This window comes from Litchfieldella rifensis (assembly GCF_042646605.1).
Taxonomy (GTDB): domain Bacteria; phylum Pseudomonadota; class Gammaproteobacteria; order Pseudomonadales; family Halomonadaceae; genus Litchfieldella; species Litchfieldella rifensis.
Map to the genome: position 1 here is coordinate 62,972 of NZ_JBHRUG010000001.1, position 25,657 is coordinate 88,628.

The window sequence follows — 25,657 nt, forward strand, 5'->3', positions numbered from 1 at the left end:
GTTACGTCATTGGTTCAGGCTTGTAACCGTGGGGCATGAAGCTGCTCCCACAGCATCACCAGCATGCACACGCCAAGCACGGCATAGAGGAACATGAAGCCGGCGGTACGGATGCCGATCCAGGTATCGCCGAGCGCGAACATCAACGGCGGCATGGCGGCGAACAGCCCGCCCAAGGCCAGCGCCAGCCCTCCTACGCGGGCCATGTCCTCGCCGTGATCGCGATGGATCAGGCGCATCAGGCTGCCCTTGCCGATGCCCATCGCCAACCCCATGATGACCAATAGCGCGACGAACCCCCACAGCGGCATATGGAAGCTAAAGACCAACTCGCCCTTCACGCCCTGGATATTGATCGAGAAGCTGGGATAGGAAAGCCAGAACAGGCAAGCCAACACCCATAGACCGACCCACCAACGAAGGCTACGGAAGTCGCGCCAGTCAGCCAGCGCGCCTCCGACGATCTGACCCAGTCCACTGGACAGAGTGAAGGCCAGCGACCAAAGCGCGGCACTGGCCAGTGGCAGGTGGTATTGCGCGGATAGATAGCTCGGTAGCCACAGTGCCAGCGCCACGAAGGCACCGAAGAAGAAGCTGTAGTAGAACGCCAGCCGCCAGGCTGCCCAACAATACGGCAGCCATGTTCGGTAACGAGGGCGTGGCGCATGCGACGACACTGTGGATGCCGAATCGTCGGCAAACAACCACAGCAGAAGTGCGACGAGCACGATCAGCAGGAGATACAGGGAAGGCGCCAGACGCCAGCCGTAGGCCTGACTGACCAGAGGCAGCAGCAGGTAGCTCAGTCCCGCACCCAGCATCCCGGCGCCATACAACCCCAGCGCCAGGCCGGCATGCCGCGATGGCCCCCATGTCGCTACCCGCACCAGACCCGCCACCAGCGTGCCGGCGCCTACCCCCAGGCCAGCCCCCGCCAGCAGGAACTCGACGTAATGCTGTGCCTGACCGATCCACCACAGGAAGGGGCACACCAGCCACAGGCAGGCGATCATTACCCGTCGGCCGCCCACACGCTCGGCCAGCCGTGCCGCCAGCAGGCTGACCACGGCACCGCTAAGCATGGGGCTCGCCAGCAACCCGGCGAAGGCCAGTTCACTGAGGCCCAGAGTGCTACGCAGTTCGACGCCAAGCACGGCGAAAATGGTCCAGCAGGCGAACACCAGGGCAAACGCCAGTGGCGACAACAGGATGACCACCAGTGGCCGGTAGCCAAGGCTAGGGGCGGGCAAAGTGGCTCCCGTGGTGGGTATCATGGCGAAAAGATCTCGTGAGATAATTACGAGAAATTTTCGATTGCGGGACCAATGGCGTCAAAAGAGCATCGGAGATATCACTTTCGAGGTAGATTCCCTACTTACGACCTAGGCTATAGTCAGACGCTTCAAGATACCCGCCCCCGGAGGGGCTTGCTGACTCGATGAACCTCCTGCAACGCTCCCTGGTCGCGCGTATCACTGCGTCGCTGCTCGCCATCAGCGTGATGGCGCTGATCAGTATCGCGGTCACCATGATGGTGGCCAGTGGTAGTCGCGGCGGCGCCGCTGCCATCAACATGGCCGGCTCGCTGCGCATGAATACCTACCAGATCATCGTCGCCCTGCAACGTTACGAACAGCAACCTACGACCGAACCGCGCGAGCAGGTCATACACCTGGCCGAGCGCTTCGCGCAGCGGCTCGACAGCCCCGAGCTGACCGGCAGCATTCCCGCACCCGCCGATCACGACCTGCAACGCCAATATCGTCTGATTCATGGCCGCTGGGACGAGGAACTGGCACCGCAAATCAACGCAGCCATCAAGGGAGACAAGGTACGGACCGCGGCTCTCAACACCACCCTGGACAGCCTGGTTGGCGATATCGACACACTAGTGACCCTGCTCGAGCAGAACAGTGAATCGAAGATTCGCCTGCTCAGTCTGCTGCAGATCCTGTTCCTGGCGCTGACCGCGGTGGTGATAGCCATCGTGCTCTACGATATTCGCCACAACCTGGTCGCCCCACTGCGGCAATTGGTGGTACTGGCCCGTGAGGCGGCACACCGCAACTTCCGTTATCGCACCCGCCTGCAGGGCAGCGACGAACTGGCACTGCTGGGGCGCACCTTCGACACCATGGCCGAGGAACTGGCCACCAGCTATGCCGAGCTCGAAGAGCGCGTGTCGCGCAAGAAGCAGGAACTCGAGCGCAGCAACCGGGCGATGCAGATCCTCCACGACGGCAGCCGCACCCTGTATGGCGGCGGCAACGATCTATGCGCCAGCGCGGCGCCCATGCTACGCGACCTGGAATCGCTGCTGGATATCGGCCCCATCCGGCTGTCACTCAACGACCCCCAGGACGAGCGCCAGATTCCGATCCTCGCCACCCACTCGGCGACCCGTCCGGAATACTGTCGTGACCACGATTGTTATGCCTGTCTGATCGATCCCCGGCCACTTCAGGTCGAACAGGGCCCCGACACCGAATGCCTGCTGCTGCCGGTGAGTGTCGGTGACGAATTGCTCGGCACGCTGGAGATCAGTTACTCGAAGGCCAGAGGCCTCGGCGACAGCACACGACGCCTGCTCAACGCGCTATCCGACCAGTTGGCCACGGCGATCTATCTGCAACGGCGCATCGAAGAGCAGCAGCAAGTCTCATTGATGCACGAGCGCACCATCATCGCCCGCGAATTGCACGACTCCCTGGCGCAGTCGCTTTCCTACCTGAAGATGCAGGTGGCACGGCTCGAGCGCATGCAGGCCAAGCAGATCCCCCCCGAGACCCAGGCCGAGGTGCTCGATGAGCTGCGCACCGGGCTCAACAGCGCCTATCGTCAGCTACGCGAACTGTTGACCACCTTCCGCCTCAAGCTGGAGACACCTGGCCTGCAGGCGGCACTGCGCCAAACGACCGATGAGTTCGCCGAACGCATGATGACGCCCGTGGAGCTCGATTACGACGTGCCGCCACACCTGCTCAACCCCAATGAAGAGATCCACGTGCTGCAGATCGTCCGCGAGGCGTTGGCCAACACCCACAAGCATGCCCAGGCTCACTGGACAGGGGTCACGGTACGTTTCGCCGATGCCAAGCTTCAGGTTCGCATCGAAGACGACGGCATCGGACTTGCCAGCGGCGACTCTCCACCACAGCATTATGGCCTGGTGATCATGCGTGATCGTGCCCACACCTTGGGTGGCGAATTGCAGGTAAGCAATCGCGAGTCCGGGGGTACCCGGGTCATGCTGGAGTTCATGCCACAGACCGCGCGCCTGATCGCCCAACAGCCAACGACGTCGTCAGAAGCGCTAGCCACGATAACCGAAGGGAACAGGACCTGACCCATGGCCAAGTCAGAGCAAGACACACCGGCAAGCATCCTGATCATCGACGACCATCCGCTGCTGCGCCGTGGCGTCAAGCAGTTGCTCGAACTCGAGGATGACCTGGTGCTGGCCGGTGAAGCCGGCGAGCCGGAAAAGGGCATCCGTCTGGCTACGGAGCTCGATCCCGACCTGGTACTGCTGGATCTCAACATGCCAGGGCTCAACGGCATTGAGACCCTCAAGCGGCTGCGCGAAGCGAATTTCGCCGGGCGCGTCGTGATATTCACCGTCTCCGACAGCGAGGATGATGTGATCGCCGCCCTGAAGGCCGGCGCCGACGGCTACCTGCTCAAGGACATGGAGCCCGAGGACATGGTGCGCCAACTGCGCCAGGCCGCCCTGGGCCGCATGGTGATCAGCGAGAACCTCACTGCCCTGCTTGCCGCGGCCCTGCGCCAGCAACGCTCGGCCCCCGCGACGCCGGACATCCACAGCCTGACCCAGCGCGAGCGAGAAATCTTGCGCGAACTGGCAGCCGGGCTGTCCAACAAACTGATCGCCCGCAAGCTCGATATCAGCGAAGGCACCGTCAAGGTACACGTCAAGCACCTGCTCAAGAAGCTCAACCTGCGCTCGCGGGTCGAGGCGGCAGTATGGGCGGTTCAGGAAGGGCTGGAAACGTAGGAAATATCGACGGCCTGCTGCGTTCCTTTCTCCTTGTGGTATAGCGGTGCCTCAGCTAAACCATTCGAAGCCCATTCCGATTCCGACCTCTCAAGCCGTAATATCCCCACCGATACTCCCGGGACTTTTTATGGATACCTCCAAAAAAGTCCCGGCATCGACATATCGATTTCCCGTCTTGATCTGCCAGACAGACTTTTTACAAATCAATTGATTGACGTCATACCCCTCGTATCTAGAAAGAGGTATTCCCACCATTTTCGGCGATTTTCGCCACGTTTATTCGCTCGGTTTCACAGCATATCTTTCTTCTTGTCAATGATATCTGGCGCCAGTGAAATTCACGGCTGGCGGTGAGGAATCACGCAAGCGAGGGGACGGATATGTCCAATACCAATGTCGACTTACAGGCCTTGGCCAAGCCTCGGCTCAATGGCGACCTGCATGTGTGGGACGTCGAGAACGAGACATTCTGGCAACAGCAGGGCAGGCGCATCGCCACCCGCAACCTGTGGATCTCCATTCCCTGCCTGCTGGTGGCCTTCGGCTACTGGCAGATGTGGGGCATGCTGACGGTGCAGATGAACAACCTCGGCTTTCCCTTTTCCGAGGCAGAGCTCTTCACCCTGGTCGGCATCGCTGGCCTTGCCGGTGCCACCCTGCGCATTCCGGCATCGTTCATGATCCGTATCGCCGGCGGGCGCAACACCATCTTCCTGACCACGGCGCTGATGATCATTCCCTGCCTTGGCGCCTATTTCGCCCTGCAGAGTCAACACACGCCACTGTGGGTCTTTCAGCTCCTGGCGCTGGTCTCCGGCGTCGGCGGCGGTAACTTCGCCTGCTCGATGAGCAACATCAGCACCTTCTTCCCCAAGAGACAGCAAGGCTACGCACTGGGCATGAACGCCGGCCTCGGTAACCTCGGCGTCACCGGTATGCAGATCCTGATTCCGCTGTCGATGACCGCCGCCGTGTTCGGCGTGTTCTCCGGCGATCCCATGGAGCTGGTACGCGCCAGCGGCACCCTGATCGGCCGCATTTCAGAGGGCACCCCAACCTGGCTGCACAACCCGGCCCTGGTCGGCGTGGTAGTGCTGGTACCGCTGTGCGCCGCGGCCTGGTTCGGCATGAACAACCTGCGCACCATTACCCCCAACCCCGGCTCCCCGTTGGCGGCCTTCGGCAAGATCCTTGGACTCTACAACCTGGGCCTGGTCACCTCGGCCGTCGGCATCTATCTGATGCTGCCCCCTCCGGTGGGCCTGGGCGTACTCAACATGTGGCTGGCCCTGCCGCTGACCATCGTGCTGACCCTTGGACTGATGCGTCTGATTCCGGGCGAGATCAAGCCCAATATCCAGAAGCAGTTCGCGATTTTCCACGACAAGCACACCTGGTCGATGACGGTTCTGTACATCGCCACCTTCGGCTCGTTCATCGGCTTCTCGGCGGCCCTGCCGCTCTCCATCGAGGTGATCTTCGGCTCGATGATGAACGTGGCCGCCGACGGCAGCCTGGAGCGGGTGGCCAACCCCAATGCCCCCAGTGCCATGACCTGGGCATGGATGGGACCGTTCGTGGGTGCTGCGATCCGGCCGATCGGCGGCTGGATTTCCGACAAGATCGGCGGCTCCATCGTCACCCAGACCATTTCGGCGATCATGGTCGCCGCCTCCCTCGGCGTCGGCTACGTGATGATGCTGGCCTACAACTCCAGTGATCCGAATGCCTATTTCTGGACATTCCTTGGCCTGTTCATCGTGCTGTTCGCCGCCAGCGGCATCGGTAACGGATCCACCTTCCGCAGCATCGGCGTGATCTTCGATCAACAGCGTAAAGGGCCGGTGCTGGGCTGGACCTCTGCAGTCGCCGCCTATGGCGCCTTCATCGCCCCGCGGGTGATGGGTGAGCAGATCCAGGCCGGCACCCCTGAACTCGCCATGTACGGCTTCGCGGTGTTCTACGCAGTGTGCCTGGTCGTCAACTGGTGGTTCTACCTGCGCAAGAGCGCCTACGTGAAGAATCCGTGATAACGGCAAGGAGCGACTGAACATGGCATCCTCTCGTTTCAAGCAGTACTCGGTGCTGACCGCCAACACTTTCGCCTTCACCATGTGTTTCATGGTGTGGACGATGTTCGGCGAGATCGGCGTGCCCATCGCCGAGAAGCTGAGTCTCAGCGATACCCAGTTTGGGGTTCTGGCGGCGCTGCCGATCCTCACCGGCTCGCTGGTGCGACTGCCGTTGGGCGCCCTGACCGACCGCTATGGTGGCCGCCCGGTGTTCATGCTGCTGATGCTGGCCACCGTCCCCGCCATCTGGGCCGTGCAGTTCGCCACCCAGTACTGGCAACTCCTGGCACTGGGCACCGTCGTCGGCCTGGCCGGCGGCGGGTTCTCGGTCGGCATCACCTATACCGCCAAGTGGTTCGAGCGCGACCGCCAGGGCCTGGCGATGGGTATCTTCGGCGCCGGTAACGCCGGGGCGGCGGTCACCAAGTATATTGCCCCCACGGTGATCATCGTGCTCGGCTGGCAGGCGGTACCCAACCTGTATGCCGCGATCATGCTGATCACGGCGCTGATCTTCTGGTTCTTCACCTTCACCAACCCGACGCACCGCCAGCAGGAGCGCCCGGCCCTGCGCGATCAGCTTCGAGTGCTCAACGACCCTAAGATCTGGAAGTACTGCCAGTATTACTCAGTGATGTTCGGTGGCTACGTGGGAGTGTCGCTGTGGCTGACCCGCTATTACATGCAGGAATATGGCATGGGCATCCAGCTGGCCGCGCTGGTCGCCACCATTTTCGTGCTGCCCTCGGGGGTGATCCGCGCCTTCGGTGGTTGGCTTTCCGATCGCTTCGGCGCCCATGCCGTGACCTGGAGCTGCATGTGGGCCAGTCTCATGGCGTTGTTCGTGATGTCCTATCCGCATACCCACTACGCCATCCAGGCGGTGGACGGCTCGCGGCTGGAGTTCAGCTTCGGGGTGCCGATCTGGCTGTTCACGTTCGCGCTGTTCGTGGTCGGTATCTCCTGGGGGATCGGCAAGGCCTCGGTGTTCAAGTACCTGTCCAACGAGTACGACCGCAACCTGGGGCTAGTGTCGGGGATCGTCGGCCTGGCCGGCGGCATGGGCGGTTTCCTGCTGCCGATCATGTTCGGCGCCCTGGTGGATGTCACCGGCATCGCGACCAGCGTGTGGATGCTGTGCTTCGGGGTGACCCTGGTATCGATCGTCTGGATGTGGTGGACCGAACGTCGCGTCCCGTTGCTGACCCGGGACCGCTATCACCAACCTGCCGTCATCGCCACGCCGGCACCGCAACAGGCGTGACACGCCACATGGCAACGCGCCCGGCCTGTGGGTACGGGCGCGCTGTTTGAATTTGAGGATGACAAGCCTGGCTTCACTCGGCGCCGGTGATATCCTCGATCCAGGTCAGCGCGGCGACGGCGGTCGGGAAGCCGGCGGTGGGGATCGACAACAGCGCCACCTGCTTGAGCTCCTCGGCACCGATGCCCTCCTCCAGGGCACGTCGCACATGCGAGTGCACCGCACCTTCGGAACGCGAACCCACGGCCAGCGCCAGCTTGACCAGGCGCCGGGTACGCTCGTCCAACGGACCGGCCTCGGCGCAGGCCTCGCCGAGAGCGGCATAGGCATCCCAGACCTCGGGATAGCGTTCGGCGACCTTGCCGGCGCCGGAAGGCAGATCGTGGTTGGCCATCGTCGGTCTCCTCTATCGGGTTATCAGCTTTCTGGAAGACTGCCCTGTTCAGGCTAGCCCAAGTGAGAGCCAGGAGAGAGGATGGTGTTGTACCGCCGCGCCAATGATATATATGAACACCAGCACGGCGGCGATGGCCGCCACTGCTCGCTGCATGGGCGTGCGACCGCGCTTGATGGCCACGGTCCCCACCACGATGTAGACCACTAGTCCGATTAACTTGGCAGCCAGCCAAGGGTGTTGATGCGGCCAGAAACGCAGCATCACCATCAACCACACACCGAGCACCAACAGCGCGGTATCGATCAGGTGCGGCACTACCCGCACCCACATATGCTGCAAGTGTGGCGACTCGCGCACCGACCACCAGGCACGCAGCACGAACAGCGCCAGGCTCATGCCGGCGGCGGTCATGTGCAGATGCTTGATCAGAAAGTAGCTGGCCATGCCTTGGTCTTCCTTGTCGTCGTCTGTCGTCCCTGAAGCGTGCCGTGAACGAGGGCGCTGACGCCGTCTACCTCCCCCTCCAACAGCGGTTCGGCGAAGGTGCGGTTGAGCATCGGCTCCACCAGCCGCCGCTTGAGCGCCAGCGGTACCCGGGGATCGATGAAGCGTATCAGCTGGGCCTGGACACGCGGAAGCGGCAAAGCAGGAAACGGCATATCGGTGACCCCGGAATCGACGATGACCAGTCGCCTGGATAGCGGCTCAGACGGTACGCGAGAAGCGCTGCTGGTTGGGCGTCAGATAGGCATCGAAGGCCATCGCCAGGTTGCGCATCATCAGGCGCCCGGCCGACAGCACAGTAAGCGAGGTGTCATCGAGCTCGATCAGGCCGTCGGCGCGGGGCGAGGCCAGTTCGGCCAGCGCGGCGGCGAAATAGTCGCGAAAGACGATGCCATGACGCGCTTCGATGGTCGCGAAGTCGATATGCCCATGGCACATCAGTTCATTGATCACATCGCGACGCAGGCGGTCGTCGTCGTTGAGCCGATAACCCCGCATCACCGCTAGACGCCCGCTTTCCAGGCGCGCCTGGTACTGGGCCGTCTCCTTGACGTTCTGGCTGTAGCTGTCGCCGACCTTGCCGATGGCGGTGATGCCGAGTCCGATCAGGTCGCAATCGGCATGCGTGGAGTAACCCTGGAAGTTGCGCTGCAGGGTACCGTTCTCGCGTGCCAGGCTGAGCTCGTCGTCGGGCAATGCGAAGTGATCCATGCCGATATAGACGTAGCCGGCATCGGAAAGCCGTCTGATGGTCAGTTCCAACAGCTCCAACTTGCGTTCCGGCGGCGGCATGTCCTCGGGGCGAATCAAGCGCTGAGCCTTGAACAGCTCCGGCAGGTGGGCATAGCTGTAGGCGGCGATGCGATCCGGGCGCAGCGCAATGATCTTGTCCAGGGTGGCGTCGAAGCTGGCCACCGTCTGCAGCGGTAAGCCGTAGATCAAGTCGACGCTGACCGACCGGAAACCCGCCTCACGAGCCGCCGCCACCAGCGCCGCCACCTGCTCCTCGCTCTGTACACGATTGACCGCACGCTGCACGTCCGAATCGAAGTCCTGCACCCCAAAGCTCAGACGGTTGAAGCCCAGCCCTCGTAGTTCATGGATCTGTTCCGGCATCACGGTGCGCGGATCGACTTCCAGCGAGAACTCGCGTTCTTCAGTCGGAGCGAAATGGAAGGCGGCGTCCAGCGCCGCCATCAATTCCCCCAACTGGGCATTGCTCAGGTAGGTGGGCGTCCCTCCCCCCAGGTGCAACTGGGTCATGCGCCGGGTGTCGTCGAACAGCGCGCCCTGCACCTCAATCTCGCGCTTGAGCCATTCGAGATACTCGGCGGCGCGCTCGCTGTTGTGGGTGATGATCTTGTGGCAGGCGCAGTAGTAGCAAAGGCTCTTGCAGAACGGGATATGCACATAGGCCGACAGCGGCTTGGGGTTCGCTGCCCGGTTGCTGCGTTCGGCGGCAGCGCGGTAGTCGTCCTCGGCAAAAGCCGTGTTGAACTGTGGCGCGGTGGGGTAGGACGTATAGCGCGGTCCCGGCCGGTCGTACTTCTCTACCAGGGGGCGGTTGAATAGCGGATCGTGTGACATGACGAAAACAGCCTCTTGAACGGGTGGCGGCATGCCCGCGGGATTGCCGTCGCATGCCATCCAGTATGCCATCCACACCCTCGCCAGTCGTTACCCGTTAAGAGGTAGTCCCTATATGTAGGGTTCCGGATGATCGACTGGGCTATAGAAGTCATCCTTTGCTAGCAACCAAGGAACTTCTTCATCAGCTCATCCGGGAGCAGGGACATCGACATCAAGCTGCACAAGCATCATCCTCAAAGGCTCGCAAACCCTGTTGTCAGGCCACTTGTGCCCGTACCTTCTCGACGATATGCGCGCCGATGGGGATCGCCGAGGTAGCCGCCGGCGACGGCGCATTGCAGACATTGACGGTGCGCTTGGTATTGACGAACAGGAAGTCGTCTACCAGCTTGCCATCCTTGGAAACCGCCTGGGCCCTCACCCCTGCCGGATAGGCACCGAGATCCGCCTTGGTGAGGCTGGGGCAATACTTGCGTACTTCCTCTAGGTAGCCGCCCTTGAACAGGGAGTTCTTCATCTCGTGTAGGCCAGGCTTCAGGTTGGCCTTGAGAACCTTGAGGATCCCCCGATTAGTGAGCATCTTGGCCATGTCTCCCACCGAGATATCCGACTTGCGATAGCCTTCGCGCTTCAGCGCCAACACCGCATTGGGGCCCACGGTGACGGAGCCATCGATCATGCGGGTCAAATGCACACCCAGAAACGGCATGGCGGGATCGGGAATCGGGTAGATCAGGTGGTTGACGATCTGGTTGTGCTTCTCGGGCAAGAGGTAGTACTCGCCGCGGAAGGGACAGATAATGAAGCCGGGATCCAGCCCCAGCATACGCACCACCCGATCGGCCATCAGCCCCGAGCAGGAGAGTAGGTAGCGGCTGGTGAACGCGCCCTGGGAGGTCTTGACCACCACCTCCTGGGCACTCTCCTCGAGGCCGTTGACTTCGGTGGCGTAGCGAATCTCGCCGCCCAGGCGCTGAAACTCGCCGGCCATGGCCTGAGTCACCTCGGCGTAGTTCACGATCCCGCTGGAAGGCACGAAGATGCCGCCAGCGCCGTTGATATTGGGCTCGCGCTCCTTGAGCTCGACGGCGGAGAGCCACTCTCGCTCCAGGCCGTTGGCCTCGGTGCGCTCCCACAACGCCTGCATGCGCTTCATCTCCAGATCGTTGGTGGCTACCAGCAGCTTGCCGCACTCGTCATAGGCGATGCCGTGGGTGTCGCAGAAGGCCTTGGTGGCACGATTGCCCTCCAGACAGAAGCGTGCCTTGAGGCTGCCCGGGGTATAGTAAACCCCTGCATGGATCACGCCGCTGTTGTGGCCGGTCTGGTGGTGAGCAGGGCCGGGCTCCTTCTCCACCAGGAGCATCTTGCAATCAGGGTAGGTCCGGATCAGCTGCATGGCGGTGGACATGCCGATGATGCCACCGCCGATGATAATAAAGTCGTACACCGCAGGCCTCGTCGTCTCGTCAAGGGGTACGCCTCCCCCAGTGCTGGAAGAGACGTGAATGCCGGGGCACGCCAAGCATGGCGCGGCCCCGGTGATATTGCTTACTTCTGGCGCGGATTGCGCAGGGTCTTGGCATAGGTGAAGTAGCCGCGCTGGCGCATCAGCTCGCGGCGCAGGTCGGGATGCGGGGTGAAGCGATCGCGACCATGCAGCCAGAAGTGGTTGTTGATCAACAGGAAGCTGCCTACCGGGTTGGGCACGGAGAGAATCGCCGGACTGCTCTCCAGGGAGTCGGAGAGGTCGGTGAGCCAGTTGCCCTCTTCAAAGTTCTTGGGCTGCACGAACTGGTCGATATAGGCCATGATCGGGCGCCCTTCGCGATCCACATCGAAGACTGCGTGGTAGATATCCTTGACCACCTTCTTGCTGGGCGGCGCGCTCCAGCGCATCTCGCGACGGGCCATAGGGTGGCCGTAGAAACGCTCCAGCTCGTCCCAGTCGTCCAGGTGCAGCAACAGGGAGTTGCCGCCTTCCATGTTCTGCTCATCGATCTTCATCATCAGCACATAGTCGGTGTCCTGCTCGACGAAGGTACCGTCGTTGTGCAGTTCCATCACCCGGTGCGGCTGACGCAGGTAGCTGTCGGATTCGTCGACGTTCTTGACAACGAAGCGAGCGTAGTACTCGCCGCTCATGGCGTCGTAGTTGGATCGCCCCATCAGGTGGGCCACGGCGGTGGCGAACTTCACCATCTCCTCGGCCTGGGCGACATCGTCGAGTCCTTCCGGGGTTACCTGCAGGCCGCCGGTAGCACGATCCACCAGGGTATTGATCAACATCGGCTGTAGGGTGTTGCCGCACAGATCGTCGAGGATCTTTGCAACCCGGTAGCGCAGCATGGACTTGTACTCCAGGGCCTGCACCGGGTAGTCGGCCACAGCCGCCAGGAAGGCCTCTACCACCTCGCGAGGAAAGGTCAGGTCGAGCAGACGCGGCGAGTGGCTGCTGGGCTCCAGGGTGAAGCCCTGGATGTCGTTGGGCAGCGCCATGGCGGCGTCGGAAAGCTGATTGATAGCGTTCATGGTGGGCTCCTGAGTAGCTGGGTAGGCATCTTTTTCTGATGACACAATCAAAAAATATCTACATTATTTAATTTTGTCAAATTTATTGGTTTATGAATTCCATTAACGATTTGTATATCCATTTCCTCTTTCAGTGGCACATGAGGTAAAATGTCAATTAGAAAAGGAGAAAAGCATGGATCCCCTTCCTCGACAAAATCAGGGCATCGGCGCCTACACCCGGCTCAAACGCGACATCATCCGAGGCACCTTCCTGCCCGGGGAGAAGCTGTTGATGAGCCATCTCAAAACGCGCTACAAGCTGGGAGCCGCTCCCCTGCGGGAGGCCCTATCGCAACTGGTGGGGGAGCGGCTGGTGGTCGCCATAAGCCAGCGGGGCTTTCGAGTAGCCCCCATGTCCCGGGAGGAGTTGGAGGATCTCTACGATGCCCGCTCCCAGTTGGAGGGGCTGCTGCTGCGCCTGGCCATCGAACGCGGCGACGATGAATGGGAGGCGGAAATCCTCGCCCACGCCCATACCCTCTCCAAGGTGGTGGAGGTGAGCGGCCCCGATGAGGTGCTAGATATCTGGGATGCCCGCCACAAGGCTTTCCACCAGGCCATCATGGCTGGCTGCGGCTCGGTCCATCTGCTGCGGGTGCGGGAGCATCTCTTCGATCAGGCAGAACGATACCGCCACCTGTGGCTGCGCAAGACGGTCTTTTCCGAGCAGGCACTGGCCACCAAGCGCCAGGAGCATGCCGACCTGGTGGAGGCGATTCTCGCCCGGGACAGCGACCGAGCATGCGCCCTGATGCACGAGCACCTGATAACCCCGGTGCCAATCATCGCCAGGGAGCTGGAGTCCCGCGGTCTGCTCTAGCCCAGGGACGGCTCGATATCTGCGCCAGATCGAACCCTATTGCCACCAGTACGGAAGCCTCCCAAGGGCGGAGGGCCCCGTACCGGCAACGGATTCGTTATGAACGCTGTAACGATATCGATCAGGGTCTCCTCACCTTGGTCGTTGCGTTCATTGGTGCGCTATCGGAAGGTTCGTCAGTCACACTAGGCCGGACCAACGAGCTGTATCGTCCAACGCACGACCGAAGGTATCTAGCACCAGTTGAATTTCCTCCTGGGTTGAGATCAAAGGCGGGCAGAACGCTATCGAATCACCCATGGCTCGCGTAATCATTCCGTGCTCTTGGGCACGGCCGGCCAGAAACTTGCCCAGCTTGCCTGCTACGTCCAATGGGGCTTTCGTACTGCGATTGGCTACCAGTTCTACTGCCGCAATCAGCCCATGTCCACGAACCTCGCCTACAAGTGGATGGCTCTTGAACCGGGCCAGACCAGCCTGCATCAAGTCCCCCATTTCGGCCGCATACTCGACCAGCCGCTCTTCCTCTATGATTTTCAAATTCTCCAACGCGACGGCAGACGCAACTGGATGCCCAGTACCGGTGAAGCCATGGCCAAGCGTGCCAAAGGCGTGGCTCTGGTCTGCGATGCCTTCAAAGACAGTATCATTGACCAGGACGGCGGCTATTGGCTGGTACGATGATGACAGTTGTTTTGACACAACCATAACATCGGGGGTTATGCCGAATGTTTCACAGCCGAACATGTTTCCTGTCCTTCCGAAGCCGCAGATGACTTCATCAGCAACAATCAAGATATCGTACTTACGGCAAACCGCCTGTACCTTTTCCCAATAGGTTCGAGGAGGAACGATTACCCCGCCTGCTCCCATCAACGGCTCACCGTAGAAAGCCGCGATCGTTTCAGGACCTTCACTGAGTATGACGCTTTCCAGTTCATCGGCCAGACGATCAGCGAACTGCTCCTCAGTTTCCCCATCCTGCGCATAGCGGTAATGATGTGGACAGCTGACGTGATAAAAACCTGGCAATGGAACATCAAAGCCTCGCTGGTTAGGAGGTAGTCCTGTCAGGCTAGCGCTTGCAACTGTGATCCCGTGATATGCGTTCCGGCGACTAATGAATTTTTTCTTCTCAGGCTTCCCTATCGCATTGTTACGATACCAAATTAGCTTGACGACCGTGTCATTTGCTTCGGAGCCCGAGTTCGTCAGGAAAACCTTACTCATCGGAACTGGTGCCAACTCGATTAACTTTTCTGACAGCTCGATACTGGAACTGTGAGACTTATGACTGAACAGATGATAAAAGGGAAGCGTGCGAAGCTGCCGTTCGGCAGCTTCGATCAATCGCTGGTTGCTGAACCCCAGCGCAACGCTCCACAAGCCTGACATGGCTTCTATGTAACGCTTGCCCTGGTCATCAAAAACGTAGACGCCTTCGCCCCGCTCAATAATCAATGGGCCGACTTCCTGGTGCAGTATGGCGTCCGTATAAGGATGCAATTGATATTGCACGTCTTTGCCGGCCAAAGCCGAATTATACTTGTTCATGGCTGGGTCCTTAAGGGTTAGGGTCAATCAAGCCCTTCGAAGCATTGACGGATAATTTCCAAGCCTCGACTGAGCTGCTCGTTTGTGGCCGTGTGGGGGCACCAATATCTACAATACGTTTCCGTGAGTGCCACAGGACAAAATAATCAGATTTTTTTCCCTTGCCTTTGCAACCACTTGGCTCGCAAGCGTCTTCGCCGGTTTTCTCACATCTCCATCTTCGAACAGCTCGACGGCAACCATAGCGCCGAGCCCTCCTGGCTCAATGCTATCCATTAATTCCGCTAAAGTCGGTTGTGGTGATTGCACTAATCGCACGCATTATCGACGTTATGGTTGATTTCTTTACTTGAGTTCAATGTCCACAAATGAGAAGGGGTGTATCGCCGTCATTGATCACATTATGTTCTGTGCCTTCCACTCGGTTGTAACAAACACCCGCTTCCAGCATGACCTGACGCTTCCCCTCTGAAGTTTCCAGCCGCATCTTGCCATAAGTGATTGGCACAATGACATAATTGTATCCATGGCAGTGCCAACCGGTTTCGAAGCCAGAAGAAAAAGTCCGAGCGGGTAAAATGACCTGGCTGTTATCAATCTGTAGATAGCTGGTAGCTGAACATCTTTTCATAGAAGTACCCCTTGATAATGCAAGGCGGCCTCAAGTTGCGACACATGATTATTGCATTTCTTTTAAGCGCTTTTATCATGTGAAATTGCTGCGCAGCTCACTCGCAGAATAACCAAACTGCTGCCGAAACACACGACAGAACTGGGCCTGATCCGAAAACCCCCAGCGATAAGCGATTTCACCAATATTAATACCATCCGGCGAGGCCTCGAGATCGCGATGCGCGGCCTCCAGTCGCTGCACACGCACCCACTCGCGCACCGTATACCCAGAGCCGGAAAACAGCTTATGAAGGTAGCGCAAAGAAATGCCGCAGAACGCCGCGATTCGGGCAGGTGTCAGGTCAGGATTACCAAGATTAGCAGAGATATAACGCTCGATACGCATCAGGTGAGCGGTTTTCATATGCGACTGGTCGCTGTTCAGCACCCGCTCATCCTGCTCAAGCACCAGGGATAGCATGCTAAGTGCTTGCTCGAACAGACGATTCTGATCATCAACACTGCACTCATTGACACGCTGCGAGCAGATCATCAGAAACTCGACAAAAGCGCACCCAATCCCCTTTTCCGCAGAGAAGCAGTGCTGCGAATAACGCTCTGGGCGGCGAATGCGGCTCTTCATCGATTGGCTCGGAATCTTGAAGACCCACATATCGTTCGGTGCTTCATAGCCAAAACGGTACGGAGCTTCACCCTGCTCAACGATAAAATGCCCTGGTGGACAGTTCAGACTCCGGCCATGCTGAGAAAAAAACACATTGGCCCGAAGTGGAATCGTAACAAGAAAAGAGGCGTGATTATCCTGAGCAATCTGCGAATGACAGCGTGAATATTCAGCCTTATCAGAGCACAAGCGCGACAAAGAATAGTCACTACCCTCTGCCTTCCACACTTTCAGAGAGCCCTGAAACTTCGCTTGGTGATTACCGTAACTCAAAGTCAGTGGAAAGTATGTCTGGGAAACAAGTTGCGTCCAGCGATCCTGAGAATTTGACGTTAACATCGACTTGATATTGTTCATGTTGTTTGCCTCACTCTGATCGCATCATGGTGGTAGCGAGACCCCTGCAAAGCATGTTCTTTCCAAGGGTCATCGCGATCACACTAACCGAACCATCATGACCAGTAATCCGATGAGCGCTTGCGCAGGGATTCACGGTACTGCTGAGTCGACTTTTCCAACAGCTCCCCCGTTCCCCAATCAAGCACCACACCATAGCGACGAATCACATCCAGCACACCCAGCTCGCCATCGCGGTACTGCTTAGCGATATGCTCGGGCGCCGTTTCCAGCCACTCACGACGATGGGCACGGATCCACTCTCGGGCCTGGGCCGTACGCTCGTCGTCGATTTCATAATCATCCACGTCCGGATCGTTCACCTTGATGATAACACCATAGTCACGCTCAGCACGGGCAACCGAGACGTAGCCGTCAATCACGTCTTCCAGCACGGCCTCCGCGCTACGCTCAAGCGGATCACCAAAGCCACCTCCACCAGCCGAGGGGCGGGTAAAAGTATCACCCGAGCGTACCGAAACATTCGAGAAAGAGGCACCCAGGTACTTCTCATCCGAAGTCCCCTTATTGATCCACACGCCATGGGGCACGGAAGGTAACCCCCCATTGACGCCCCAGGTGACCGAACGTCCGCGATCACAGCAGTAGCTCATGACGGTCTTGTCGACCTGGGTGAGCACCCCGCCTTTCTCAACACCGCACCCTCCACGGAAGCGTCCTGGGCCGCCGGAATCCATGCTGATCTCGTGGCACATCGTCAGCACGGGGTTCAAGCGCTCCTGGCCTTCCACCGGCTGAACCGCCAGGCCCGTGCCAAACACCGGGGAAGTCGCCGACGAGCCATCCTTGGTCTGGCGGCCACCCCAGCCACCGGCCATCCAGTCGTACCACATGAAATAGGTCGTGTTCTCGGTACGCCCATCGTTGCCGCCGATCAACAGGTACTCCAAGTTAAAGGCGCAGGCCATGGCACGCTCGGGCATAATGCCACTCCAGAGCTCGAAGATGCCGTTCATGATCTTCTCATAAGGGCCGGAGCAGAAGCCCGTTACCGCATGGGGCCACCCGGCATTCACCACGCTGCCCTCTTCACCGATATTCGCCGTCACCGCGCGATAGAATCCAGAGTTCAGCGGGACATCGGGAAAGAACGTCTTGGTGCCTGCATAAATGGCGGAGTATGTTGTGCCATACCCGGAGTTCAGAAAGGTGGATACTGCTGGTGCCGAGCCGGACAGGTCATAGTGAATGCCGTTGCCATCCAGCTTAAGCTTGATGCGAATGGGCACCATGCCCTCGCCCAGCGCAGGGTCAGCATCGAGGTAATCGACCGTTTCCCATGCACCTTGCGGCATGCCGGCCAGACTCTTCAATACAATCCGCTCGACGTAATCCTGCGTTTCCTGCATGGCCGCCACAACGGTCTCTTTTGAATACTTGTCGACCAACCGCAGAATTTCACGCTCACAGACTGCCGTTGCTTCCGCCTGAGCCTGCAGGTCACCCATGGCCTGGCTGGGCGCACGCGTGTTGGAAACCAGCAACTGTGCGACATCATGCAGGAAGACACCCGAGCGCCAGACCCGGACTGGCGTGATGCGCAGTCCCTCACTGAAGTGGGTGCTGGCATTCACATCGAATGAGCCGGGTACATTACCGCCAATATCAGCCCAGTGACCTTTATTCTGCGCAAAACCGATGATGTCATTATCGACGAAGATAGGACGAATGAAGCTGACATCGTTCAGATGCGTACCACCCCGATACGGATCATTGATGGCAAACACATCGCCCGGTTGAATATCTCCCTCAAATTCCTCCAGCACGGCTTTACACTGAAAATGCAGGGTACCAACATGCACCGCAATATCACCGCTGCCCTGCATCACCGTGTTGCCCTGCGCATCACACAACGCCGATGAGAAATCACGCGAGTAGATGACAAACGAATAGCAGGTACGAAGTATCTGCTCGCTCATCAGATCCACGCTGGTGGCGAAGGCATTTTTCAAGACTTCGAAGGTGACCGGTTCGAGTGTACTATCCTTCTTGTTATATACCATTTTCATGCCTCCTCTCCTGCTTGAACAATTCGAATCCTGATGTTTTTCCACTCATCGATAGAGGCCACCGCATCGGGCGGAACCACGGTGGTGGAGTCAAGCTGATCGATGATGGCAGGCCCCGCCAGTTCAAAGCCGACCGGCAAGGTACTCCGATCGTAAATCGGGGTATCATGCCATTTACCGTCAAAGAAGACATCGCGACGAGCATGGGATTCTGCCAGGGTATTCGCCGCCGGTTCACACGGCGCAAATGCAGGCTTGGGTGTTTTGCCCACGGCACGCAAATGCAGCTGATAGATTTCCACAGGCTGAGTATCCTGACGGAAAGAGAACTGCCGCTCATGCTCATGGTGGAACATCTCGATCGCCTCTTTCAGTGACTCCTTACCGCTGCCCATCGGCACCTGAAGCGAGCGCCACTGGCCCTGGTAGCGCATCGATATGCCACGCTGAAGCACCACATCTTCGTCGGCAACGCCTTCGTGACGCAGGCGGTGAGCGGCTTCATCTTCCAAGGAGCGGAATTGCCTGTTGAGGTCATCGATGTCGGCGCTCGCGGCACCGGCGGTGTACATCATCGATAGATCGTGCTGAATATCGACAAGCAGGCACCCCATCGCCGACGTCACCCCCGGGTTGGGTGGCACAATAACCACCGGAATGCCAAGCTCCTTGGCCACTTCAGCACCGTGCAGTGCCCCCGCACCACCGAAGGCAATCAGGGCGAAATCACGTGGATCGAGCCCGCGGCGGATTGAGACCAGCCGCACGGCATCGGCCATGTTGGCGTTAGCTACCTTAAGAATGGCTTGTGCCGCTTCCGCCGTGCTTAACGCCAGGCTCTGCCCCACCTTTTCGTCAATCGCCTGGATGGCCTTTTCTCTGTTCAAGGCAAGCGCGCCGCCCGCCAAGCTGGTACCCAGACGATTGAGTGCCAGATTGGCATCGGTATTAGTCGGTTCAGTGCCTCCACGCTCGTAACATGCTGGCCCCGGATCCGCACCAGCCGATTGCGGCCCGTTGCGCAAGGCACCGGCAATATCAATATGGGCAAGCGAGCCACCACCGGCACCAATGGTCAGTACCTCAATGCTCGGGAAAACAATGGGATGACCGTATTCCACACCCCACTGCTTCGTCACACGCAGCTCACCATCGTGGATCAGGGAGATATCAGTGGACGTACCACCCATATCCAGGCCCACCGCATTCGAATAACCACACTGCTCGGCGATATGCTTAGCGGCAATCGCACCCGCCGCGATACCGGACGCCGCCAGGCGCACAGGGAAGTGCTTGGCCATGGCAGGGGTCATCGAACCCCCACCGGAATGCAGGAGCAGCAGATCGTTGGCATAGCCCTCCGCACTCAGCTCATCATCGAGCTGTTTGACGTAGTCCGACACCAGGGGCCCGAGCACCGTATTAGCCACCGCTGTATTGAAGCGATCATGCTCGAAGATTTCTGGAAGGATTTCCGATGAAGTTGACACATTGGCGCCCGGAATCTCCTCCTCGAGTATTTCACGCATGCGCTGCTCATTCTGCACGTTGGCATAGGAGTTGATGAAGCACACCGCAATCGTCGTGGCTCCCCGACGCTTCAGCTTGCGCCCCAGCTCACGGGCCTCCTGCTCGTCAAGAGGGGTCACCACCTGGCCGGCATAGTCCACGCGCTCGGTCACTTCGAAACGATCACGGCGCCTAATATAAGGACCGCTGACATCTGCGTAGGCATCCCACAGGTTATCCTTGGTACCATCGCGGATCTCGATCACATCGCGGAAGCCCTTCGTGGTGACCAGGGCCGCCTCGGGAAATCGACGCGTGATCAGCGCATTGGTAGCAACGGTGGTGCCGTGGAAAAACAGTTCGACATCCGCCAGATCAATCTCTCCACGCTTGACGCCATTCAGCACAGCTTGCATTGGATTATTTGGCGTTGATGGCACTTTGGTGACGCGGAAATCCTGGGTAGACGTGTTGTAAATACAAACATCTGTGAAGGTTCCGCCAGCATCAACGGCGACTCGAAGATCAGGCATATTCATTCCTCTATTGTTTTTACTACGGAAACACCTACTCTCGTGGAATCGGTGTCATGGTTGACGCAACGGAAGCTCTTCCGCTACTTATTCAGCTTTTATAGTTTGATTTGTTAAAATGAAAGTAGTGTGGGTAACCACCTTCTCACGAATCAGCCAGAAAATAATATCTAGCAAAAATATCAGTTTAACTGCTTGCTACTCACAATAAACTACACCTATCTGTAATGTAGGTAGCGGCCATTACTTAAGGCTGGCAACATACCACTCGTCCTTGGCAACCCTAAGGCCCAACTCATAAACTACATAGGCACACAGGAAGGTTGCGGGTGCCGAGAAGACGGAAATATCAGGAATATTCATAGTAACTACACCAGTTAACGCAGCACCACACCACGCAACCAAACCACAGGGGTTAAAGGCTGGAATATAGGCATTATCCAGTTCAACATGACCATTGAAGCGGTTCTGGTAGGTTCTGGATAGAACATGGCAAAGAGCAACGCCAACCCAAGCCACTACAAAGACGCCTTGGTAAGCCAATGCCTGCAGGATGTATGAGAATACATCTGCCATCATCAGCACGTAGGCGATCACCCCAATTAAACAGCCGGCAACTATCTTGGACATTTTCACCCCCGTGACCTTGTGGATGAACGACTCGAAGTTGACGGTGGCAAGATAGAAGTTGGCCGTGTTGATACGACTCTGGGTCACCCATACCAGCAGCAGCCCGCCCAAACCCATAAGTTCGAGCAGCCCCAGCACGATAGAGGCCTCCGACAAGCCATCGGTGGGAATCATGGAGTCCAGCAGAATCCCGACGATGCCACTGAACAGGAAGGTCATCGCATAGAATGGGATCCCGAAGGTGATACGCGCATGGAAGTTGGCATCCTTCTTATGGCCAAAGCGAGCGTAATCGAAGGTAAACATCATCAATACCCAGACGCCCATATAGTAGACAAAGGTATGCAACCAGCTCCAAGGTGACGCGCCGCCCTCAGGAACACGTGAAAGCCAGCCCGCAGGGTAGCCAAATTCGGCAACCGCCATGCCGACGGCAATCAGCATACCAATCACATACACTGGCAGAAGCACGCCATTAAACTTGTCCAGCCAATGCTGAACACTGCCAAATATAAGAGCTACGCCAAAGATCACCACAATGGCTGTGGCTGCAGACATGGACAGGTTACCACTCCACTCCGAGAGCACTAGCGCCATCACATATCCTTCAAAAACCGCGTAATACAGCGCCGTCGCAAAGAAGATTAGTGTGGCGACTACGGCCCCAAAATGGCCAAATAGCACCTTTGAGAACAGTGCAACGTTTAGGCCTGTTTTCATCGAATAGCGACTGATAACACCGTTAATCACGCCATAGGCAATAACCGTTAACACAATGCCAATAAGGGCATTGGCTGTACCGTAAGAGCGCGCCATGGCAGCGGCTACTACCATATAGAAGATCGCACTACAAACCGCCCACCAGGCCATCATCAGGTTAACACGCGGCATTCTGCCTTCAGCAGGCACAGGACGTTCGGAAAAGTCGAGGTCTGATGCCTCATTCTGGTTGTTAGCTGTCATAGTATTCTCCATTCTTGTTGTTTCACCTTCTCAAGACTGCCGTTTTATAGAACGGATCGTCCAAGAAAGCCCACTCACCACCATCAGAGACAGGCAGTCCCTGATGAACCGACATTATGTGATTTATTTTCCCAGCCGGAGAACTCGCCGGTACCTACACACCATAGCCAGTGTGTGAGAGAAGCGTTTGGCATACGGCGCACTGTCGATTTGCATCACGCGCACCGCCTGCCTCTATGACCAGATTTGCCCGACGCATCACGGCATTCAGCGCTGCTGCTCCAGGCTCTACTAATAGTGCGCACACGCTTCAAGCGCTTCTGCAAGGCTCTTCGCCACGAACCAGACCTTCTGATGCGGCTGCCCCCCAACGGTATCCATATCAGCACTGGTCACATTATCGATCATCGTGTACTCACCCCCTGACATCACATCTCGGTTCAGAATGAGCGGCTCGTTACCACTTGAAACCTGAATGGAACCAATGGAGTAGCACGTATCTACAATATCCGGTGAGTCACCACCGACACTGAAGGGAGGCTAAAGGCTAGACAAAGGAGAGTGGGCAGCCGCCCTTCATTCAGTAACTTCTGGTTCCGGACGAACCGTCTGCCGAGTGAACACAGCTAGCGAGCACTTTTAGAGCCCCAGCTGTCCCCCCGCGCCCGGACCTGATCGACGATATGCTCCCCGATGGGGATGGCAGAGGTCGCCGCCGGTGACGGGGCGTTGCCCGCGTTGACCGTGCGCCGGGTATTGACGAACAGGAAGTCATCCACCAGCTTCCCATTCCGAGTCACCGCCTGGGCATACACTCCAGCCGGATAAGGCAGCAGGTCCTCGAGAGCCAGGATCGGGCAGTATTTGCGCACCAGCTCGAGATAGCTACGCTTGTTCAGCGAATTCTTCATCTCGACCAGGCCCGGACGAAGGTTGCGGCCCAGCACCTTGAAAATACCCGGGTTGGTGGCCATCTGCGCCAGGTCGGAAAGCGACACGTCGCGCTTGCGGTAGCCCGAGCGCCACCCCAGATCCAAGCCTAAATGGGATCTCAGCCCTCTTGACCATCGACCCGAGCCGTCGACAACGGCTTAGCGTAGTGCCACACAAAGATGCTGAAGGCCAGGACCCAGCACAGGATGCTGAGACTCAGGGTCCAGTGCGACACCTGCGGCCAGAATACCGGCACCAGCGCGCGCAACACCGCCGCCAGCAGCATCAGTCGCAGGGCGAGGCCGATCCCCGGCAGGGTCAGAATGGGGCGGCCGGTATGGCCCAGCGACACCCGCGCCATCATCGCCAGCATCATGGTGCCGATGCCTCCCACGGTGATGGCGTGAAGCGCCAGCGAGGCAGCGACCAGCCCCAATGCCGCCAGTCCCCACATCGCCAGTCCCAGACAGACAAAAGCGTAACTGGCATGCAAGCCCCACAGCAGCGGTTCGCGCAGGCAGTACAGGCCTTCCCAGCGACTCAACCTTAGGGTGTTGACCGCCGCCGCCAGAAGCGCCACGCCGGCCCATGCCCCGCTGGGTAGGTATACGCCGAGGCTAAGCAGCTGCATGATCACCAGCGCCATGACCGTGCCCATGGAGGCGAGTTCCAGCCACTTCAGCCGTGCCGACTGCGGCCGGCCGAGGCGTCGCGACGTAAAGAACGGGATCACTCGCCCGCCCAGCACCACCATCAGCAAGGCAATCAGCAGGATGGCCAACTGCGCGGCAGCGCGGATCAGCTGACCATCGCCTTGCATCACCCCCCAGTGCATCAGTGCATTGGTCAGGGCCAGCAATCCCAGCACCGGCACGAAGATCAGGTTGTGCCACTGGCGAACACGTACCACCGGCATCGCCAATGCCAGCACCGTCAGCGGCAGGAAGGCGGTATCCGCCAGCGCCAGCCAGGTCGCCGACAGTCCCGACGGATAGGCCATCAACACCCGGCCCAGCAGCCAGACGCCCACCAGCGCCAGCAGCGGCAGGCCCTGCACGCTGCGTTGCCCGGTCCAGTTCTGCACCGCGGTGAGCAGGAACCCGGCCACGATGGCCGCACCGAAACCGAACAACATCTCGTGCTGATGCCACCAGATCATGCCGCCATGCGGCCGCAGCAGGATGTCGCCATGCCAGAAGGCTCCCCACACCAGCATGGCCAGCAGGCTGAATAGCGCCCCCAGCAGGAAGAAGGGGCGGAAGGCCAGCCGCCACAACGGCATGACCCGGATCAGCAGGGAAAACGGTGACATGACGCTCTCGCTGGCCATGATGACTTCCTCAGGCGATATCGAGCGGCCGCGATGGGCCAAAGTGCTCATGGTGACGACGCTCGGCCGCCACCCCCAGAGAGTCCAGTGCCCGATTGACGGTGGCCATGAACCCCTGCGGTCCCACGAAATAACAGCGCGGCTCTCCTTCGGGCAGGTAGAGCGCCAGCAACTCGCGGTCGACGCGCCCGACATGCGTCACACGCTCGCCATCGACGGCGGACTCGTAGAGCGTCACCGTCTGCAGCCGTTCGGGGTACTCGTCGGCGAGCGTCGCCACTTCGTCGCCGAAGGCGTGATGTTCACGGCTCTGCGCGGCATGCAGATAGACCACCCGGCGACCCTGTTCCAGTGCCTTCCTGGCCAGCGGCAGCATGGGCGTCTGCCCGACGCCGCCGCTGAGCAGCATCAGTGGCTCATCGCCGTCGACCAGGGTCAGATCGCCACTGGGCGGCAGCAGCTCCAGGGTATCGCCCCGCGCCAGCCGGTCATGGAAGTGACGACTGACCCGCCCACCTTCTTCACGCTTGATCGACAAGCGATAGCTACGGCCGTTGGGTGGGGCCGAGAGGCTGTAGTGGCGATAGACCGGCTCGCCGTCGACCTCAAGGCGCACGCCGATGTACTGACCGGGCTCGAAATCGGCCACCGGCCCGCCATCCTCGGGGACCAGTACGAAGGAGCGAATCACCGCGCTTTCCTGACGGGTCTCGACGATGCGGAAACGGCGCGTCCCGCGCCAGCCGCCCTCGCGACTGGCAAACTGGTGGTAGCGCTGATCCTCCAACTCGATCAGGAGCCCGGCCAGTTCCTCGTAGAGCGCACTCCAGGCCGCGGCGATCTCGGGCGTCACAGCCTCACCCAACACCTCGCCGATAGCCGCCATCAGACACTCGCCGACGATGGGATACTGGTCGGGTCGGATACCCAGCGATACATGCTTGCTGACCACCGTAGCCAGTACTTCTCTGGCCCGCGCACGGTCCTGGCGAAGCTGGACATAGGCCAGCACCGCGCTGGCCAGGGCCCGGGGCTGGCCACCGTCGACCTGATGGGCCTCATTGAACAACGGCCTGACGTCCGGATAGCGCCGGAACATCAGCGGGTAAAAGCGTTGGGTGATGGCGTCGAGGTGGTCGGCCACCAGCGGCGCGGTGGCGGCGATCAGTCGTTCCTGGTCGTTTGTCAGCATGAGAGGTCCTTGCGGCTTATAAGATGCGTTACACATACATCTTATAATTTG

21 protein-coding genes and 1 pseudogene are annotated in these 25,657 nt (G+C 59.1%); 5 read left to right on the forward strand and 17 right to left on the reverse strand.

All coding sequences use genetic code 11. The features are described from left to right. Positions 1–14: 14 nt before the first annotated feature. The gene (locus tag ACFOEV_RS00285; protein ID WP_386770416.1) at positions 15–1,274 is read right to left on the reverse strand and encodes an MFS transporter; all 1,260 of its coding nucleotides are present in this window, start codon (positions 1,272–1,274) and stop codon (positions 15–17) included. A gap of 164 nt (positions 1,275–1,438) precedes the next feature. Between ACFOEV_RS00285 and ACFOEV_RS00290 the strand changes: the two genes are divergently transcribed. The 4 genes from ACFOEV_RS00290 (at position 1,439) to ACFOEV_RS00305 (ending at position 7,354) form a co-directional block, all read left to right on the forward strand. After that, entirely contained in the window at positions 1,439–3,346 is a 1,908-nt protein-coding gene (locus ACFOEV_RS00290; RefSeq protein WP_386770418.1) for a histidine kinase, read from the forward strand. A 3-nt stretch (positions 3,347–3,349) separates the two neighbouring features. Beyond that, entirely contained in the window at positions 3,350–4,015 is a 666-nt protein-coding gene (narL, locus tag ACFOEV_RS00295; protein WP_386770420.1) for a two-component system response regulator NarL, read from the forward strand. Positions 4,016–4,398: 383 nt separating this feature from the next. Continuing rightward, a complete protein-coding gene (locus ACFOEV_RS00300; RefSeq protein ID WP_386770422.1) occupies positions 4,399–6,048 on the forward strand; it encodes an MFS transporter in 1,650 nt (549 codons plus the stop codon). 22 nt (positions 6,049–6,070) lie between these two features. Then, on the forward strand, positions 6,071–7,354 hold the full coding sequence (locus tag ACFOEV_RS00305) for an MFS transporter (RefSeq protein WP_386770425.1): 1,284 nt from the start codon (positions 6,071–6,073) through the stop codon (positions 7,352–7,354). A 73-nt stretch (positions 7,355–7,427) separates the two neighbouring features. Here ACFOEV_RS00305 and ACFOEV_RS00310 read toward each other — a convergent pair whose 3' ends face one another. The 6 genes from ACFOEV_RS00310 to glaH form a co-directional block, all read right to left on the reverse strand. Then, entirely contained in the window at positions 7,428–7,748 is a 321-nt protein-coding gene (locus ACFOEV_RS00310) for a carboxymuconolactone decarboxylase family protein (protein WP_386770427.1), read from the reverse strand. A 48-nt stretch (positions 7,749–7,796) separates the two neighbouring features. After that, positions 7,797–8,195 carry a SirB2 family protein gene (locus tag ACFOEV_RS00315; protein ID WP_386770429.1) on the reverse strand — a complete coding sequence of 133 codons (399 nt, stop codon included), beginning with the start codon at positions 8,193–8,195 and terminating at the stop codon, positions 7,797–7,799. Further along, entirely contained in the window at positions 8,177–8,410 is a 234-nt protein-coding gene (locus ACFOEV_RS00320; protein WP_386770431.1) for a hypothetical protein, read from the reverse strand. The genes ACFOEV_RS00315 and ACFOEV_RS00320 overlap by 19 nt, the downstream gene beginning before the upstream one ends. Positions 8,411–8,456: 46 nt before the next feature. Further along, a complete protein-coding gene (gene hemN, locus ACFOEV_RS00325) occupies positions 8,457–9,842 on the reverse strand; it encodes an oxygen-independent coproporphyrinogen III oxidase (RefSeq protein WP_386770433.1) in 1,386 nt (461 codons plus the stop codon). 259 nt (positions 9,843–10,101) lie between these two features. Further along, positions 10,102–11,295, reverse strand: a complete 1,194-nt coding sequence (lhgO, locus tag ACFOEV_RS00330) for an L-2-hydroxyglutarate oxidase (RefSeq protein WP_386770435.1) — start codon at positions 11,293–11,295, stop codon at positions 10,102–10,104. A 101-nt stretch (positions 11,296–11,396) separates the two neighbouring features. Beyond that, on the reverse strand, positions 11,397–12,377 hold the full coding sequence (gene glaH / locus ACFOEV_RS00335) for a glutarate dioxygenase GlaH (protein ID WP_386770436.1): 981 nt from the start codon (positions 12,375–12,377) through the stop codon (positions 11,397–11,399). 175 nt (positions 12,378–12,552) lie between these two features. Here glaH and csiR point away from each other — a divergent pair, with 175 nt between their 5' ends. Further along, on the forward strand, positions 12,553–13,239 hold the full coding sequence (csiR, locus tag ACFOEV_RS00340) for a DNA-binding transcriptional regulator CsiR (protein WP_386770438.1): 687 nt from the start codon (positions 12,553–12,555) through the stop codon (positions 13,237–13,239). Positions 13,240–13,419: 180 nt separating this feature from the next. Here the strand turns inward: csiR and ACFOEV_RS00345 are convergent, their stop codons facing one another. The 10 genes and pseudogenes from ACFOEV_RS00345 to hmpA all read right to left on the reverse strand — a co-directional run bounded on the left by ACFOEV_RS00345 (position 13,420) and on the right by hmpA (position 25,606). Next, positions 13,420–14,793 (reverse strand): aspartate aminotransferase family protein, encoded by a 1,374-nt coding sequence (locus ACFOEV_RS00345; protein WP_386770440.1) that lies wholly within the window; start codon positions 14,791–14,793, stop codon positions 13,420–13,422. 355 nt (positions 14,794–15,148) lie between these two features. Next, complete coding sequence (locus ACFOEV_RS00350; RefSeq protein WP_386770442.1) at positions 15,149–15,424, reverse strand: cupin; 276 nt, start codon at positions 15,422–15,424, stop codon at positions 15,149–15,151. 75 nt (positions 15,425–15,499) lie between these two features. Beyond that, positions 15,500–16,447 (reverse strand): AraC family transcriptional regulator, encoded by a 948-nt coding sequence (locus ACFOEV_RS00355; RefSeq protein ID WP_386770444.1) that lies wholly within the window; start codon positions 16,445–16,447, stop codon positions 15,500–15,502. A 95-nt stretch (positions 16,448–16,542) separates the two neighbouring features. Further along, positions 16,543–18,516: a hydantoinase B/oxoprolinase family protein gene (locus ACFOEV_RS00360; RefSeq protein WP_386770446.1), complete on the reverse strand. Its 1,974-nt coding sequence runs from the start codon at positions 18,514–18,516 to the stop codon at positions 16,543–16,545. After that, on the reverse strand, positions 18,513–20,558 hold the full coding sequence (locus ACFOEV_RS00365; protein ID WP_386770448.1) for a hydantoinase/oxoprolinase family protein: 2,046 nt from the start codon (positions 20,556–20,558) through the stop codon (positions 18,513–18,515). The genes ACFOEV_RS00360 and ACFOEV_RS00365 overlap by 4 nt, the downstream gene beginning before the upstream one ends. Positions 20,559–20,801: 243 nt before the next feature. After that, positions 20,802–22,151, reverse strand: coding sequence for a purine-cytosine permease family protein (locus ACFOEV_RS00370; RefSeq protein ID WP_386770450.1), 1,350 nt, complete (start codon positions 22,149–22,151; stop codon positions 20,802–20,804). A gap of 291 nt (positions 22,152–22,442) precedes the next feature. Beyond that, complete coding sequence (locus tag ACFOEV_RS00375) at positions 22,443–22,658, reverse strand: hypothetical protein (RefSeq protein WP_386770552.1); 216 nt, start codon at positions 22,656–22,658, stop codon at positions 22,443–22,445. Between the two features lie 119 nt (positions 22,659–22,777). Next, positions 22,778–23,173: pseudogene (locus ACFOEV_RS00380) on the reverse strand (L-2-hydroxyglutarate oxidase); the annotation flags it as partial. Positions 23,174–23,202: 29 nt separating this feature from the next. Further along, on the reverse strand, positions 23,203–24,414 hold the full coding sequence (locus ACFOEV_RS00385; protein ID WP_386770452.1) for an NnrS family protein: 1,212 nt from the start codon (positions 24,412–24,414) through the stop codon (positions 23,203–23,205). A gap of 10 nt (positions 24,415–24,424) precedes the next feature. Beyond that, complete coding sequence (gene hmpA / locus ACFOEV_RS00390) at positions 24,425–25,606, reverse strand: NO-inducible flavohemoprotein (RefSeq protein ID WP_386770454.1); 1,182 nt, start codon at positions 25,604–25,606, stop codon at positions 24,425–24,427. Between the last annotated feature and the right edge of the window lie 51 nt (positions 25,607–25,657).